We start from the raw sequence: 14,056 nt of genomic DNA, 5'->3' as shown, positions 1-14,056 counted from the left end.
GCTTGTTTGCCAAATTCAGGAACAACCAGGTTGACTTCCTTCGAGTTGTAACCAAATGCTTCTACCTGAGACTTGATCAAATCAAGAGCATCATAATAAGCAAGGCTTTGTCCTTTATAAAAAGAAGAGTCCTCTCCTTTTAGATCAGCTTCGTTAATTTTTGCTAGGGATTCATTATACTTTTCTTTGAGAAGAAGTGCATGATCTTTGATAAAGTTAACAGATTCTGTATTCATAAATTTGCTTATTTATCGATTCAATTCCTTTTCGGATTTGAGAGTCCGGCTTTTTGGCATATTCGTTATAGAATCCAGAGTGCTTACCCCCTTGTTTGGCAATATTATATGGGTCATTCACATTAGTCACATCATCCACTTTATCAACAGCCTTAGTCGCTACCAACTGTTGATTCTTCATTATTATACCTCTCCAGAAAAGTTTTTTTAAATAAGCTCTTAGTAAAGGCTTCATCTCTTATTTTGACAATTATTATTATTGGAGAGGTCTATTTAGCAGTATCAGTCCACTACTTATCTCGTTGGTAAGGGAGCCGTTATCAGCACTTGAGGCTTTAAAATCTCCCATACAGAATTTTTTATATCTAGGGAAGAGCTAATTTCTTGAATTAAGCTATATGCTGTCGCAGAAAGAGGTAGTTCATCTTCGTATAATATGTCACACAAAGTCTCAACTGCCAATCTCCATTCACCTGCATCAATATATGAGCGAATAAACTCTATCTGAGTTTCTAGCATCACTTCCTTCGTAAGAAGAATAACTTCATTAAGCTTGCTTTTAATAAGTTTGTCAGATGTTTTGACACGACGATTTTGCATAATTGAGTTTTCGGGAAGTTTTAGGGGAATTATTGGGTTTCCTTGCGTCAACTCAACCTACTAACTTGATACTTTGGGTTTGACAGTTGGCTGATGTATTGTTCGACCAGTTTTGGCGATAGTGGATCGTTTAAGGTCGGGTTAGCGAGGTAAAAAATGATGTCATTAATGAGATCTTCGTTATCTGTTTCATAGGTGATATCTTCTCTGCATTCGATGGCATTGGCCCAGTTTTCTAGGTCGGTCGCAGATAGAGCGTTATTGAGATATCGATCGAGAATATGGAGCAGATGCTCTTTTTTTAGGGTGATGATTGATTCACTACTGTCCCAGGGGAAGGTTTTTAGGATAGAGAGGATGGTTGATAGTGGTTGGTCAAAGTTGACTAGGGCGTTGAGGTATTCTTGTCTAGTTTTCATGGGTATTTTTGTTTGATGTGAACAATGGAACCGTTGGGGGCGTAGGTTGTTTTGGTGTACAAGCGAGTGATTCCGTCCGCATCAATTTGTTTTTCGTAGGTTGCATAGGAACCGGAAATATTTTTGGCGGGAACGTCTGCTTGAAATGCTTTGCCACCGTTGGGAAGATTATAGGTCCGAATTGGGGTGGCATCACGGGGAAGGCGTTTTTGAAAGCGGTTAAGGTTGTCTAGAACAGCCTTAGTAGCTTCACTCTCAGCCTTAGCCACATCACTCACTTCATCAACAGCTTTAGCGGTTTCACCCTCAGCTTTAGCCACATTACTCTCAGCCTTAGCCACATCACCCACTTCATTAACAGCTTTAGCCCTTTCCTCCATTTTACCAGCAGCCTTAGCACTATCACCAATTTCTTCACCCACTTTAGCGGCATCACTAACTTTGTTAACAGCCTTAGCAGTATCGCTAATCTCATCAACAGCCTTAGCAGCAGTTCTAGCTCCCTTGCCACCCGGTACAAGATTCAATGCTCTTTGCCACCAAGCCAACTTATCACCAGTTAAGATATCTCTACCTGTAATTGCCTCAAGTAAGCCTTTCCAATAGCCAATAGGGGAAAAATCAAGCAATAAACTCAACAAAAGAGCAATTAAAGCAGCCGCGAGAGCCGCTAACTTGGATTGCTGATAACAATCTTGAAGTCCACTACAGTTATGAGCCATTGCTGGCTCTGAATAAAAGAGCAGAACTAAAGAAAAAACTAATAGGACAAGAGTGCTTTTTTTCATTAGGGATTCCTCTATTCTAATGCTTTTTGTTTTGGGTTAGGCATCAGTAGAGCAAAAATCATAATTCCGACCATTGTAGAAATCACGATTGATATAAAAGAATCACCTCTCCACATTAGTTCGATAATCATTGAAGCCAAAAAATAACTCAACCATGTCGCAGCAATTAGACGCAGTAAAATAGGAAAACGATTAACTATATTTGCCCATCCGATTAACTTTTTAGGTGTACTATCTCGAAGTAACATTACTCCGGTAATAGATAATCCTAGAATGATTGCCTCAAACCAGTTAGATAACATTCCTGAAAGCATTGCAGTAGAACAAATAGCTTTGATAAATACTCCAATTACAGGGGGTAGAGAATTATTAGGCATCTTCCTACTGAGGAGAACCTCTCGAAGTTTTTCCCCTCGCTCCTTTACTTGGGAATCTGATGAACTTTTGAACTCCAAGAAAATTCTCACAGCACCTAATATTCCTGCCAATAAAGCTAACATTTGCCCATTATATTGAAGAGGTTGAATTGCCGCTACCGGAGGTGTGATACCTTGCCATGTATATACCGGACGAATCAATATCGGTACTGCCTGTGTCCAGACAAATACGAGGGTACTTTGTATTAATGCTTGGAGTAATCCCTCTGTGACTAAGCCAATTGTTCCTAAAGTCTTGAGACGAGGAACTGTTTGCAAACGTAACCCTTGACTTGTTAGGGGTATTGATATTAAGAGAATCGATAAAAGAGCATAAGAGAGTAGCAAAGGAATCTGAACGACAAAAAAAGTCTGAAATATATTGCCTATTTTTGGGTGTTGAAACAGAAAAAAATCACCGAAGGCATAACCGACAAGAAGATGGCTTCCAAGTCCAGTTCCAAAACTGCTGATTGCCATCAAAAGTGCCATCACAGCAATCGAAAAGGTAAAAGTTTCCCCAGGAGCAAAATGAAACCAACCTATTAGTAAACCTAACACAAGTGAGATAACAGGGGCATAAGCGGCAACTTTTGACCAGTGTGTCAGGTAGATTCCATCAGCTAGAATAACAGACAGAAATCCAGAAACTCTACTAGCTGCTAGAGGTAAATCACGCCACCAAAAATTAATTAACTTAGTTTCCATAACTTCCCCCAATATTAATTTTTAAGAACCTATTGCAGAATAAACCTAAAACAGATCCATATACCAAATGTCCAGAAATTGAAACAATAGTAAATTCTTGCATCACCGCTTGTAAGTGAAGCCAAGATGGATAAATACTGAACATAGCAATTTCAAGGCACATTGCCCAGGCAATGCCCCACTTCCAGTTTCGATTACCAAATAAAAAACAGTAGGCTACTGCAAATAAGATTCCATTGAGTAGATGATATAAAATTCCCCAAATTAAGACAGCAGATTCGGGAGAATTAGCACCTATAATTAGCTGTCCAAAGACTGGAATTGCTTTAAAGGGATTGAGGGGAATATTAAATAATTTGACAATTAATAGTCTTGATAGGTCATAAGCACCTGTAGCAATAACACCGGCGGACATACCAGTTATAGCTTTAGCTCGAATGATCTTACGTTCAGTATGCGAGGAACGTAGCCATTTTGAAACAGCCAAAAACCCGGAAAAAGCTCCTAAGTAAATAAGTATCGTTGCCAGAGATGCGTCAGTTATAACTGAAACCACTAAAGCTGCACCACTAGCCATTGAAGCGGATCCAAGAACAAATTGTGGTTTTAAGTGTATTTGCTGGTTCATTGATGCAACTTTGGTAAATGTTCAGTCCAGTGGGGTGAATTAGCAAAGTATAATCCACTAACCAGCATTATAAGACAATAGCCATCGATGATTCAATAGGTTGTGCTGGCAATTAGTTCGGTAATAGAAGATCGGCGATCACACTAATTCGTCAGACAAGAGGTTAAGGTCAGAGGTTATAAAGAACGATCACCATATAAAGCCTCCAAAAATTCTGCTTCAGAAATTGGTCTTGCATTGAACTCTAATTGAGGTGAATATCCATACTTTTTATATTCAAATTCCATGAAAGATTGGGAGACATTCCACTCATTATGGCAAATAGCCCAATATAAACGATAATCGCTAACATAGCTAGGGAAGTTGCCAGGAGAAAGATTGAGAATCATTATAAGAGAATTTTGCGATTCTTTTAAGTTATCGTAATCATTAAGAGAATAAGCTATCCAAGGATTATTCTTGGAACATTGAACCCATCTCCTCCACTTTCTCTTTACATTATCTTTACTTCCTGATTCGTATATAACTTCATATAATGGTCTTGGAGAGCCATCTAGGAGATCTTTAATATCTTCTTTAAAAAGTCTAATATTAGTAACTAAAACTCCTTCGCTTAATAACCTAGGAATTCCAAACTCAGCTTGGGCAATTTGTTTGTCTAATGAGCGTACATTTTCTGGCGAAGGATTGAATAGGCAGCTATTACCGTTGTTCGGCTTCCAAATTTTGTGATACTCTCGCCATCCCAACTTTTTATAAGTGTCCACATCCCATGTTCTGTGCAATCCACTTATCTTACCTTTACCTATAGACGTAAAGAAATAGGAATCCGTCGCATTGGAACCATAGGCATCGGGTGTTCCGGCTGCTGGTCCATGGGTGATTAATCTACCATTCTCATCGTAAGTACATTGCTGACCTGGCCTTAATGGGTATAAATCGTTCCTTCCTTCCGGTCGATATTCCTCAGGGGCAACAGAGCGATAAAAACCTTTAGCTCCCGGATGATTACCCACAACCTCTTCATGTGCAAGCTCGCCCAGTCCTGCTGGTGTCAATGGATAGGATTTTGCGTTAATAATCCTTTGTAGAATAATCTCGTCTTCAGTACAAGGACAAGCAAAGAGTTTATCTTGCCAACCCGGATAATCTTCTTGTAGTCTGCGTACTACTTCTTCGGGTTGCAAATCTATAGGTTCTTTTTTGGCGATTTGATTGGATATAATGATACTCACAGTTGTGATCACTGGTACTCCGACCAACAAAGATAGAATTAGCTTCGAAGCATGGCTAACTAAAAATCCTTTAAGATAACTGAACATTGCCAAAATCCTCAATTTTCATAGGTTCGTTACTGCAAGCTAACGGCTGAATTGATCGGCAGCAAATCGTCTCTAATGGTCAATTCTAACCCAAAATATCACATCTGTCCGCTCCAATGATGTGTTACCTATTATCACTCCGTCAGGCGATCGCATAAATCCTTGATCAGCATGGTGTGTTGTTTCCAGTACACAGCTTTTATTTATTCTCCCCCGCAACACACACGAACTGGTCTCCCCACCACTTCCCACCCCAATCCCCAACTAACGGCCAACTACTCAAAATCGTTATGACTATGATATAGTTGTTAAGGAATGTAAAAATAGTTGCATTTTCCCAGAAACTAGATTAAGGAGATTAAGAGTATGACCGCCGAAGGTTGCTTAAGAGTCGGACAAGCGGCGCCGGATTTCACCGCGACCGCCGTTTTCGATCAAGAGTTCAAAACCATCAAATTATCGGATTATCGGGGTAAATACGTCGTTTTATTCTTCTATCCCCTCGATTTTACCTTTGTTTGCCCCACGGAAATTACCGCTTTCAGCGATCGAGTTAGCGAATTTAGCAGTATCAACACCGAGATTTTAGGGGTGTCCGTCGATAGCGAATTTGCTCACCTCGCATGGATTCAAACCGAGAGAAAATCGGGCGGTGTCGGTGATGTGGCCTATCCGTTGGTGTCGGATCTAAAAAAAGAAATCAGCACCGCTTACAATGTTCTTGACCCAGATGCGGGGGTATCCCTGCGCGGTCTCTTTATCATCGATAAAGAAGGTGTTATCCAACACGCTACTATTAATAATCTTTCCTTCGGTCGCAGTGTCGATGAAACCCTCCGCACTCTGAAAGCGATTCAATACGTCCAATCCCACCCGGATGAAGTTTGTCCCGCCGGTTGGCAAGAAGGCGATGCTACCATGGTTCCAGACCCTGTGAAGTCGAAAGTTTACTTTGCGGCAGTTTAGTTAAAGTTCGTCAGAAGTCCCTCAGCTATAGATGGGGAGAGACTTTTAAAGGGGTGAATTATTTCACCCCTTATTTTAATCGGAAAATTTTCGGGAAAATTTGCCCTATTAGCCATGATCTCATCTAGAATACTGGCCAGCAAGTCTAGAAAGAGTCACGGCGATCTATGACTACCAGTAATTATGGTTCCGAGTTGACAGTTTTGGGATTACCCGCGGCCAAAGGTAGATGGTTATTAATACCTCTAGGAATGGGCGTTTTACTCTGTTTAGGGACGGTGTACTCTTGGAGTATCTTTAGAAAACCCCTAGAAACAGAATTAAATCTCAGCGCCACGGAAAGCTTACTACCCTACACTGTGGCCCTAGTGTTTTATGCCGCTTCTATGCCAATCGCTGGTTTTTTTATCCCCCGGGTAGGTACTCGCAGGATGACGGCTATCGGCGGAATTATCGTCGGTTTAGGCTATATTCTCGCTAGTTTTGCCGCTCAGATCCAGACAATTATTCTTACCTACGGAGTCATTGCTGGCACAGGAGTCGGCATCGCTTACGGTGTTCCCATGGCAGTGGTGGCACGCTGGTTTCCCGACAAAAAAGGTTTAGCGGTGGGTTTAACTATCATCGGATTTGGCCTTTCTCCCCTGATTACCGCACCTTTAGCCAATCGATTGATCAATGAATATAGCGTTAGACCAAGTTTAAGATTTTTGGGGATTATCTTTACAATAATTATTGTGATGATTGCCCTCGCCATGAAGTTACCCCCCCAGGACTGGCAACCTCCCGCCAATTTAGCTAATCGAAAATCCGACTTTCAGGCCAATTATCCAGTGAATATGCTGAAAAGTCGCTCATTTTATGGTTTATGGCTTTGCTATGCCATTGGTGCTTTAATTGGCTTGAGTGCCATCGGTATTTCTAGTCCTGTCGCTGAGGAAATTATCCAGATTGAGCCGGGGTTAGCCGCTAGTAGTGTTGCTCTATTTGCCTTGTTTAATGGTATTAGTCGTCCTTTGTTCGGTTGGTTGAGCGATCGCTGGAAACCCCATTATTTAGCGATCGGGGCCTATACACTCATTTTGATCGGTTGCCTGTTGATGGTCAAGGCCGAAAAAGGGGCGGTTACTAGCTATCTAGTGGCTTTTTGTCTATTTTGGTTCTGTTTAGGGGGATGGTTAGCCTTAGCTCCCGCTACCACTCTCCACTTCTTTAATCCTGACCACTACGCCCAAAATTACGGTATTGTTTTTACTGCCTACGGTGTTGGTGCTTTGATCGGAACTTTAGTAACCGGTAGAATTCGCGATTGGTTCGGTACTTACACTTATGCTTTTTATGCTATGGCTGTATTGGCAATACTGGGTATTTTTCTCGCTAGTGCCTTACTGAAAAGAGAGCGATCGCATTTATCAAATCCTAGCTAAGGGAGTTAATCTTACCCTAGAGTAGATACTGCTGCTATTTTACACCAATTAAAAGTAAAAGTAGGCTACAGATAACTAGGATAGGGGGCGGGGAAATGGGAGACTTGACCAGTTATCAGTAAACAATAATCAGTGATACGGTTCTTCTCGACTTTTTGTGATATTTTTTACTTATGTATGTAATAATTTTTGCTTATAAAATATTGAAATGTTTACTGGAAAAGACTTTTAGGACTATTTTGCTGAAGAAACTATCAGTATAGACCCCGTTTCCACACAGAAACCAGAAGAGCCGTGATAGGATAATTAGTGGTCTGTCAAGATTGAATTGAGGGATAAATCTCCTTCTGCTTGTCTTAATCGACCATTTTAAAACTGAAAGATTATTAGATTCCCACTCGCTATTGGAAGGGGATAGATTTAGGTCAAGGTCATCGTTTGCTTGGCAGAAAAAGTCAACACCAATTGATGAGGATAGACAATTTCTACGCCGATTGTTTCGAGGAATGCTCCCTTTTCTGTCTGAGTTGCACAGACAAAATTTCCCTGCTCATCATATTTGACCCAATCTCCAAATAATTCTACTAGATAAGCTTCCCCATTTTTGAGAATTTCTACAATTGTCCCAACTGTGCCGATAGGAGCTATTCCACCATCAATTAAAGGTAGCTCTTCCCTTAGTATAACACCATCAAACAATTGAAACTTACTCATTTTCAATCTCCTAAACTATCGGGTACTGCTGTGACAAATCTGGCCACATCTTCTCCTCTCAAAACAATAGACCTCGACCTAATCTAATAAAATCACAATAATAGGATATTATAAAACAAAAACCAACTTAAACACTAATATGATTAAACGAATTAAAGCATTGAATGAGCTAGAATTTGACTCGGCAAAATCGGGGGAGCCAGTCTACGGAAAATATAAAAAACTATTCGTTTATATAGAGTTAGGTAAAGAAGAGGAGTATCGAGGAAACCCTCAAGATAACCAGAAAACCCAATACCGACTTTTTCGTCGGTGTAAGGTGGAATACTCGAAAACGGAAGAAGAATCAGAACAAGGTATCTACCAATATGACGAAACAAATATCGATGTCATTTTGTACTGGTAGAGGTAACATTGGACAGCATAGGTCTTTTAATCGCCCTTTTTCGGGGTGATTGTCGATCTTGAATCAAATCTCGGTTTTCCTCGAGGAAAGAAATTAACTGATCATCAGGGATTTCTCGGAACTCGCCAGTTTTCAATAAAACAGTAGCCATGGTAAATCGAACTCCTGAATATTCGTCTCGATCGCTATGAAAGCAGATCCTGTCTTGATCATATATCTATTTTTGCTTTATTCCAATAGAGCGATCGCTAAAGAATGATAAAGTAGTTGCTAAAATATCTAATAGAGATCTGTGTCACCCGAATATTCGTCTCGATCGCTATCATAGCAGCCCTCTGCTAACAGGGAGTTCCCTAGAGTCAAAGAAATCACCACTTAGAGGTATATTCATTGCCTTTATTGTTGGGATTTTTTCGGCCACTGCTGACGGCGATAACTGCTATACTGCCCATGAATATTGACCAGATAGGGAACTAGATAGGGTCTGCTGAAAAAGTTTTTCCTAGGGGCAGGGTGTAGGGTGTAGGGTGTGGGGTGTGGGGTTTTACCGATTTTGAGGGGGTCAATTACCTAATTTTCAGGGAAAAAGTACCTGAATTTCCCCCTGATCACTCCCATATCTGGTACTTTTGGATTTCAAAAAAGGCTAAAAGTCTTATCCAGCAAGGTTTTTAGATTTATTCAGCAGACCCTAGATAAGTCAGTTATAAGGCTGTGCATTGTAGCATAACCGTGGTTAATTGTCAATAAAATTGTCCCCACTACTACAGCCACTCTTATCCCGGTGGGGGCAAATTGGGAGGACAATAAAGCCCGAAAATAGCCGATAACTCCTTTCATTGCCTATAAATCGCACTCTATCAGGCGAGTAAAACAAAAAGTCACCATTTTTAACCCGTAGGGAGACTTCCACCAGAGAGCGGGAAAACAGCCTTCTGGAGCTGCGAGACTAAAATCCCAGTGATCATAATCATCGATACGCCACTCATCTTTGTTGCGCCATCCCACCAATTCCCCAAATTTTTTAATCGTTTCCGCGTCTTGGGTACGCAGGGTGTTAATACTACCCCCGACGGCAAAATATAACTTCACCTGATTGCTAAAACCGAAATGATCGCCGCTATAATTTTTCCAAAGGCGATCGAGTACCCGAATCACATTAACGGGAAACCTCATCATATCCTCTGGGGTTAAAGTATCGCGGGTTCTGCCGGCAGCTTCGAGGATAACTCGGAGAGTTTCTGCGTCTGCTTCCCTAAAGTTCCCCTCAGCTAGGAATTGCTGTAATTTACCATAGCGCTCGATGTCTGGTACTAACATCTGCCGCGCTTCGATGAGGGCAACCCGTTCGGTTAAAGATTGCAATTGAGCTAAAATATCCTGAAGTTGGGCGTTAATATCTGACATAAATGTAAAGGGGGTTTGTTGACTGCAAAAATTACCGATTTATCGGCAGAATAATTATTGATTTACCGCTTCTAATCGCGACTTAACAAAGCGATTCATCCATGCTTCTAGATAGATGCGATTGGCTTTTTGTTCTTTTAAATCTGTGGTAGTTAAAGGATAAGGTGCTAATCCTTGAATGGCTGCCGTTGTTACACAAAACATCGACTTTTGAAAAGTTTCGCAGATCTGGACTAATAAATCTTCCTCTTGACGAAAACTCTTTTTATAAATGTCGTGCAGATAATCTGGTAAAAAGTGACGCATATCCTGCATTAATAGTGTGGGAGGAATCCCTGCACCTCCGATGGGTAAAGGATCCGCATACAAAGCACCATAGGCAAACATTCCTTGATCGTAGGGAATTTGATAGGCTTGGGCATTATAGGAAATTGTACCGGGGAAAGGTGTTCCGCGAAAGAAAACCGCCTCAACGTAGGGGATTGCCGTATCCGCAAGAAAGGTTAATCCTGCCGATTTGGGGATCAGATCATAGGTTTGTCCTTTGATTTTTACCTGATAGACAATTGCTTGACTAGCATTATCAACTAAATTTTTCTTAATGTGTGCCACCACTTCGGGAATATTGGTAATTTTTCCAGCATCGTAGAGATCGGATAAACTTAAAAAAGTATCGGCCATAATTCGCCAAAATTGACCTAAACCGCTATAGTAGGCCATCATCCGCATTTGTTCTGGCAAAAATTCAGGAAAGGCTTTATTTAAAATTAAAACTAGGGGATTATTCCTAAATTTGGCTTGAATAACCTTGGCTGTCACTTCCCGAAAAGCGGCACTATCTACATAACTATCTAAACCACCCCCACCATGCCAAAACATGGCTTTCATACAGTATTCAGCATACTCAAAATTAATGCGATCGTGCCACCAGTGTTGTAGTAATTTCTGCCAAGATACTTGACCATTAAAATATTTAAAGAAGGGTAAAAAAACCAAAAACTGATTTTCCGCAATATAAATTAAATTTTTGGAATAAGCATCTAACACCACTCCGTAACTTTTCAGGATACCCACTACCTCGATCAAATTCTGGGGAGTATCTTTTAACAATGCTTCCCCAGCCGTGAGACGATCAATATAGGATGCTAGGGGATGAGAGGAGGACTTGACAGGGATAGTGACCATGCTAGAAGCTTGATAAAATAACTTTCCTTATCTATTTTAACCCATAAAAGCACAACCAATTAGCGGCGGTGGCACGGCGAGTCATGCGGGGATTGAATTCGCCAATTTTATAACCGGTAAAACCCAATTTATCTTTTAATAATTGTTTATTTTCTGGCAAGATCGATCGAGTTAATTTTACTGTTGGAGGACGATTGGCAATAAAATCCGGGGGTTCGGGATATTCACGGCGCCAATCTTCCTCTACTTGACTATTATCCCATTTTCCTTGACTTTCATCGTAACGATAACCTAAAGTTTGCCAAACCAATTTATTAACGGTTTCGTCGTCAATTTCATCGTTAATAATCGCCCAAATTGTCTCTATATTTAATTCTGGTAGTTCCATAGATTAAGTAAATGGGAGATGGGAAGTGGGGTGTGGGGTGTGGGGAAGTGGGGAAGTGGGGAAGTGGGGAAGTGGGGAAGTGGGGAAGTGGGAAAGCTGTCTCATCACCCTATCACCCCAAAACCCTATCACCCTATCACCCTATCACCCCAAAACCCTATTTCCTGACCACTGACTTCTGCCTCCTGCCTACGGTTAAAATAACTGGTGAATAACATCATTGACATCGCGTAAGCGTAGCCTATTTTGCCTCCTTCTAACGCCAAAATTATTTTTATTTTAACTATCGGTGTGGTGTCGGTTTCTGCATCGGCAATTTTTATCCGGTTAGCGATCGAAGCGGTAGGTAATGCTACGATCGCATTTAGTTTATTTTTAGCGACTTCCCGTCTGATCTTGGCTTCTGTCGTTCTAATTCCGAACTGGTTGACCTTATCACGCCAAAAAGTCGCTATTCAAGCCTATTATTACGCAGTGGGGGCAGGATTTTGTTTAGCTCTCCATTTTGCTACTTGGATTACTTCTCTATCCTACACCTCGATCGCCGCTTCTACCACTTTAGTCACCACTAATCCTCTCTGGGTTTCCCTGTTGGGTTGGTGGTGGTTTCGAGAAAAACCGAGTAAATTAACCTTTATCGGCATTTTTGTGGCTTTAACGGGGGGATTATTGATTGTTTTAGCCGATCGAGATGTCAGTAGTTCTTATCCTAACCCTTTATTGGGCAATAGCTTGGCTTTAATTGGAGCAATTCTCGTCAGTGGTTATATTCTCCTCGGACGGGAAGCACAAAGAAAGGGCTTAAATATTAAGAATTATATAACTGTAGCCTACACTACCGCAGGATTAGCTTTATTACCTTCTATTTTTTTATTCGGTCAAGGTTACGAAAGCTATCCCTTATCCGTGTATGTTTATGTGTTAATGATGGCGATTTTTCCGCAATTAATCGGTCATACTAGCTTTAACTGGGCTTTGCGATGGGTAGCACCGACAATAGTAACCATGGTAATTTTATTAGAGCCAATCGCCGCTAGTCTGTTAGGAGTGTTCATTTTTGGTGAAATACCCCCCCAAGAAGTCATTTATGGCGGATTAATTCTATTAATCGGCGTAGGAATTGCTATTTTAGGCGGTTAAGCTGTTGGTGTATCTAATATTACCGGTTAAGTGTGATCTTGATCGCGGATGGTAATCACAGACAAAGACTAGATTAGTGTACAATGCTAACTGCATGAGAGTTTAAGTAGGTAAGTCTTAAAAACTTGCGGATGCCCCCCTTATCAAGGGGGGATTAAGGGGGGATCGAACCCAGAATCTATCTTTAATTTAATTGTAACCAGCTACTTAGACAATCTGACTCAATTGAAAAATAGGGTTTTCGGGGAATTAATTCCCTGCTCCTAAGCAACATTTCTCCAGCATGGGACTTAATCGATTATTCTTGCTTAATCCTAGTTTATCGGCTTGTTTCTCGCTTATCTTGACTTTCCCTATGATACTGCTTACGCTTTTGGTTCGCCCTGCTTGGGTTCCCGTTGCTGATTCAAAAAAAAATTGCCTATGGCAGGACCCAATGTAGTCAGCCAATGGTCTCGCAGGGCGGTTTCAATGCCCTCAAAGCTACGTAGTTGTTCTTCTGGGGTATTATCGACTAGAATTTGAGCAATGGCTTTTAAATGTTGATCTAGTTGTTCTTTTTGGTCTGTATTCATGATTCTACCGTTTAATTGTTTCTCTTTATTTTGCCTTAGCTAACGTTTTTAGTCTCTAAGCATTTATACTTATTGCAAAATTGGGATGCTCCCGAATTCCCTGACTAAACTTAGAAATATCCCATCATCGAAAATTTTGGGTCTGAAACCCCGTCGTTCTACGACGGCTTTACTGTTAAATATTAACACATTTACGAAATATATGCTAAAATGTGAGATATGGAAAAAGCCTACTCGTTCTCGTTCCGATTTTACCCCACACCCGAACAAGAGTCGCTATTGCGGCGCACTTTGGGCTGTGTAAGATTAGTTTACAATAAGGCACTCCATCTCAGAACACAAGCTTGGTACGAAAAGCAAGAAAGAGTAGGCTACGCTCAAACAACAAGGGTTAAGACACCTACAAACAGCTTTTACTAACTTCTTTGCTGGTCGTACTAAGTATCCTAACTTTAAGAAAAAACATCAGGGAGGAAGTGCCGAATTTACCAAATCAGCCTTGAAATTTAAAGACAAAAATGGGACTGTCCAGACTGTGGGACTCACCATGACCGAGATATTAACGCTAGTAAAAATATTTTGGCCGCAGGGCTTGCGGTGTCAGTCCGGGTCGCGACCATAAGACCAGAACAGAGTAAATCTGTTAAGGCAGGTGCGAAAAATCCTTCGGGAAAGAAGCAGAAACCTAAATCGTGAGGTTTGGGAATCACCGTCCGTTTACGGCGGTGAGG

General features: G+C 41.0%; 18 protein-coding genes and 3 pseudogenes. 6 read left to right on the top strand and 15 right to left on the bottom strand.

What is annotated here, in order from left to right:
* The 8 genes from EWV66_RS06715 to EWV66_RS06680 all read right to left on the bottom strand — a co-directional run.
* On the bottom strand, positions 1-236 hold a 236-nt coding region (locus EWV66_RS06715), incomplete at its 3' end, for a hypothetical protein (RefSeq protein ID WP_287107535.1).
* The gene (locus tag EWV66_RS06710; RefSeq protein ID WP_228021213.1) at positions 217-417 is read right to left on the bottom strand and encodes a hypothetical protein; all 201 of its coding nucleotides are present in this window, start codon (positions 415-417) and stop codon (positions 217-219) included. The genes EWV66_RS06710 and EWV66_RS06715, both read right to left, overlap by 20 nt.
* Before the next feature lie 113 nt (positions 418-530).
* The gene (locus EWV66_RS06705) at positions 531-836 is read right to left on the bottom strand and encodes a MafI family immunity protein (protein ID WP_287107534.1); all 306 of its coding nucleotides are present in this window, start codon (positions 834-836) and stop codon (positions 531-533) included.
* A gap of 47 nt (positions 837-883) precedes the next feature.
* Positions 884-1,255, bottom strand: a complete 372-nt coding sequence (locus EWV66_RS06700) for a hypothetical protein (RefSeq protein ID WP_287107532.1) — start codon at positions 1,253-1,255, stop codon at positions 884-886.
* Complete coding sequence (locus tag EWV66_RS06695) at positions 1,252-2,043, bottom strand: pre-toxin TG domain-containing protein (protein WP_287107531.1); 792 nt, start codon at positions 2,041-2,043, stop codon at positions 1,252-1,254. The genes EWV66_RS06700 and EWV66_RS06695 overlap by 4 nt, the downstream gene beginning before the upstream one ends.
* Before the next feature lie 11 nt (positions 2,044-2,054).
* Positions 2,055-3,167 carry a hypothetical protein gene (locus EWV66_RS06690; protein ID WP_272078260.1) on the bottom strand — a complete coding sequence of 371 codons (1,113 nt, stop codon included), beginning with the start codon at positions 3,165-3,167 and terminating at the stop codon, positions 2,055-2,057.
* Complete coding sequence (locus tag EWV66_RS06685; protein ID WP_287107530.1) at positions 3,157-3,795, bottom strand: DUF6789 family protein; 639 nt, start codon at positions 3,793-3,795, stop codon at positions 3,157-3,159. The genes EWV66_RS06690 and EWV66_RS06685 overlap by 11 nt, the downstream gene beginning before the upstream one ends.
* Before the next feature lie 176 nt (positions 3,796-3,971).
* On the bottom strand, positions 3,972-5,117 hold the full coding sequence (locus tag EWV66_RS06680) for a hypothetical protein (protein WP_287107529.1): 1,146 nt from the start codon (positions 5,115-5,117) through the stop codon (positions 3,972-3,974).
* 366 nt (positions 5,118-5,483) lie between these two features.
* Between EWV66_RS06680 and EWV66_RS06675 the strand changes: the two genes are divergently transcribed.
* Positions 5,484-6,083 (top strand): peroxiredoxin, encoded by a 600-nt coding sequence (locus tag EWV66_RS06675; RefSeq protein WP_002752469.1) that lies wholly within the window; start codon positions 5,484-5,486, stop codon positions 6,081-6,083.
* A gap of 167 nt (positions 6,084-6,250) precedes the next feature.
* Positions 6,251-7,510, top strand: coding sequence for an L-lactate MFS transporter (locus tag EWV66_RS06670; protein WP_287107528.1), 1,260 nt, complete (start codon positions 6,251-6,253; stop codon positions 7,508-7,510).
* A gap of 420 nt (positions 7,511-7,930) precedes the next feature.
* Here EWV66_RS06670 and EWV66_RS06665 read toward each other — a convergent pair whose 3' ends face one another.
* The gene (locus EWV66_RS06665) at positions 7,931-8,224 is read right to left on the bottom strand and encodes a hypothetical protein (RefSeq protein ID WP_012266429.1); all 294 of its coding nucleotides are present in this window, start codon (positions 8,222-8,224) and stop codon (positions 7,931-7,933) included.
* 139 nt (positions 8,225-8,363) lie between these two features.
* Here EWV66_RS06665 and EWV66_RS06660 point away from each other — a divergent pair, with 139 nt between their 5' ends.
* Positions 8,364-8,630, top strand: coding sequence for a hypothetical protein (locus EWV66_RS06660; RefSeq protein WP_004161646.1), 267 nt, complete (start codon positions 8,364-8,366; stop codon positions 8,628-8,630).
* Between the two features lie 396 nt (positions 8,631-9,026).
* On the opposite strand, the gene nrtS (EWV66_RS24360) is transcribed toward EWV66_RS06660, so the two are convergent.
* From nrtS (EWV66_RS24360) to EWV66_RS06635, 5 genes are all read right to left on the bottom strand, one after another.
* On the bottom strand, positions 9,027-9,182 hold the full coding sequence (gene nrtS, locus EWV66_RS24360) for a nitrate/nitrite transporter NrtS (RefSeq protein WP_409842956.1): 156 nt from the start codon (positions 9,180-9,182) through the stop codon (positions 9,027-9,029).
* 129 nt (positions 9,183-9,311) lie between these two features.
* Positions 9,312-9,470, bottom strand: a complete 159-nt coding sequence (gene nrtS / locus EWV66_RS06650; protein ID WP_287107527.1) for a nitrate/nitrite transporter NrtS — start codon at positions 9,468-9,470, stop codon at positions 9,312-9,314.
* A 3-nt stretch (positions 9,471-9,473) separates the two neighbouring features.
* Entirely contained in the window at positions 9,474-10,037 is a 564-nt protein-coding gene (locus tag EWV66_RS06645) for a GUN4 domain-containing protein (RefSeq protein ID WP_002782951.1), read from the bottom strand.
* A gap of 54 nt (positions 10,038-10,091) precedes the next feature.
* Positions 10,092-11,222 (bottom strand): CO2 hydration protein, encoded by a 1,131-nt coding sequence (locus tag EWV66_RS06640; protein WP_052277970.1) that lies wholly within the window; start codon positions 11,220-11,222, stop codon positions 10,092-10,094.
* A 31-nt stretch (positions 11,223-11,253) separates the two neighbouring features.
* On the bottom strand, positions 11,254-11,610 hold the full coding sequence (locus tag EWV66_RS06635) for a DUF1823 family protein (protein ID WP_043997341.1): 357 nt from the start codon (positions 11,608-11,610) through the stop codon (positions 11,254-11,256).
* 246 nt (positions 11,611-11,856) lie between these two features.
* Here EWV66_RS06635 and EWV66_RS06630 point away from each other — a divergent pair, with 246 nt between their 5' ends.
* Positions 11,857-12,750, top strand: a complete 894-nt coding sequence (locus tag EWV66_RS06630; protein WP_185237356.1) for a DMT family transporter — start codon at positions 11,857-11,859, stop codon at positions 12,748-12,750.
* A gap of 258 nt (positions 12,751-13,008) precedes the next feature.
* Here the strand turns inward: EWV66_RS06630 and EWV66_RS06625 are convergent.
* A pseudogene (locus tag EWV66_RS06625) lies at positions 13,009-13,325 on the bottom strand (ISKra4-like element ISMae18 family transposase); the annotation flags it as partial.
* Between the two features lie 219 nt (positions 13,326-13,544).
* On the opposite strand from EWV66_RS06625, the pseudogene EWV66_RS24030 reads away from it, so the two are divergent.
* Both EWV66_RS24030 and EWV66_RS24025 read left to right on the top strand, forming a co-directional pair.
* Positions 13,545-13,842 (top strand): annotated as a pseudogene (locus tag EWV66_RS24030) (helix-turn-helix domain-containing protein); the annotation flags it as partial.
* A gap of 26 nt (positions 13,843-13,868) precedes the next feature.
* Positions 13,869-14,021, top strand: a pseudogene (locus EWV66_RS24025) (RNA-guided endonuclease TnpB family protein); the annotation flags it as partial.
* Positions 14,022-14,056: the final 35 nt, after the last annotated feature.

Source organism: Microcystis sp. M_OC_Ca_00000000_C217Col (genome assembly GCF_007095585.1).
In the GTDB taxonomy this organism is placed as follows: Bacteria; Cyanobacteriota; Cyanobacteriia; order Cyanobacteriales; family Microcystaceae; genus Microcystis; species Microcystis panniformis.
This window is presented reverse-complemented; position numbering and strand designations above follow the sequence as displayed.

Coding starts and splice junctions, on each gene's coding strand:
- EWV66_RS06660 (WP_004161646.1), top strand. CDS start 8,364: ATGATTAAACGAATTAAAGCATTGAATGAGCTAGAATTTGACTCGGCA.
- EWV66_RS06690 (WP_272078260.1), bottom strand. CDS start 3,167: ATGGAAACTAAGTTAATTAATTTTTGGTGGCGTGATTTACCTCTAGCA.
- EWV66_RS06680 (WP_287107529.1), bottom strand. CDS start 5,117: ATGTTCAGTTATCTTAAAGGATTTTTAGTTAGCCATGCTTCGAAGCTA.
- EWV66_RS06670 (WP_287107528.1), top strand. CDS start 6,251: ATGACTACCAGTAATTATGGTTCCGAGTTGACAGTTTTGGGATTACCC.
- EWV66_RS06635 (WP_043997341.1), bottom strand. CDS start 11,610: ATGGAACTACCAGAATTAAATATAGAGACAATTTGGGCGATTATTAAC.
- EWV66_RS06705 (WP_287107534.1), bottom strand. CDS start 836: ATGCAAAATCGTCGTGTCAAAACATCTGACAAACTTATTAAAAGCAAG.
- EWV66_RS06700 (WP_287107532.1), bottom strand. CDS start 1,255: ATGAAAACTAGACAAGAATACCTCAACGCCCTAGTCAACTTTGACCAA.
- EWV66_RS06665 (WP_012266429.1), bottom strand. CDS start 8,224: ATGAGTAAGTTTCAATTGTTTGATGGTGTTATACTAAGGGAAGAGCTA.
- nrtS (WP_287107527.1), bottom strand. CDS start 9,470: ATGAAAGGAGTTATCGGCTATTTTCGGGCTTTATTGTCCTCCCAATTT.
- EWV66_RS06640 (WP_052277970.1), bottom strand. CDS start 11,222: ATGGTCACTATCCCTGTCAAGTCCTCCTCTCATCCCCTAGCATCCTAT.
- EWV66_RS06710 (WP_228021213.1), bottom strand. CDS start 417: ATGAAGAATCAACAGTTGGTAGCGACTAAGGCTGTTGATAAAGTGGAT.
- EWV66_RS06645 (WP_002782951.1), bottom strand. CDS start 10,037: ATGTCAGATATTAACGCCCAACTTCAGGATATTTTAGCTCAATTGCAA.
- EWV66_RS06685 (WP_287107530.1), bottom strand. CDS start 3,795: ATGAACCAGCAAATACACTTAAAACCACAATTTGTTCTTGGATCCGCT.
- EWV66_RS06695 (WP_287107531.1), bottom strand. CDS start 2,043: ATGAAAAAAAGCACTCTTGTCCTATTAGTTTTTTCTTTAGTTCTGCTC.
- EWV66_RS06675 (WP_002752469.1), top strand. CDS start 5,484: ATGACCGCCGAAGGTTGCTTAAGAGTCGGACAAGCGGCGCCGGATTTC.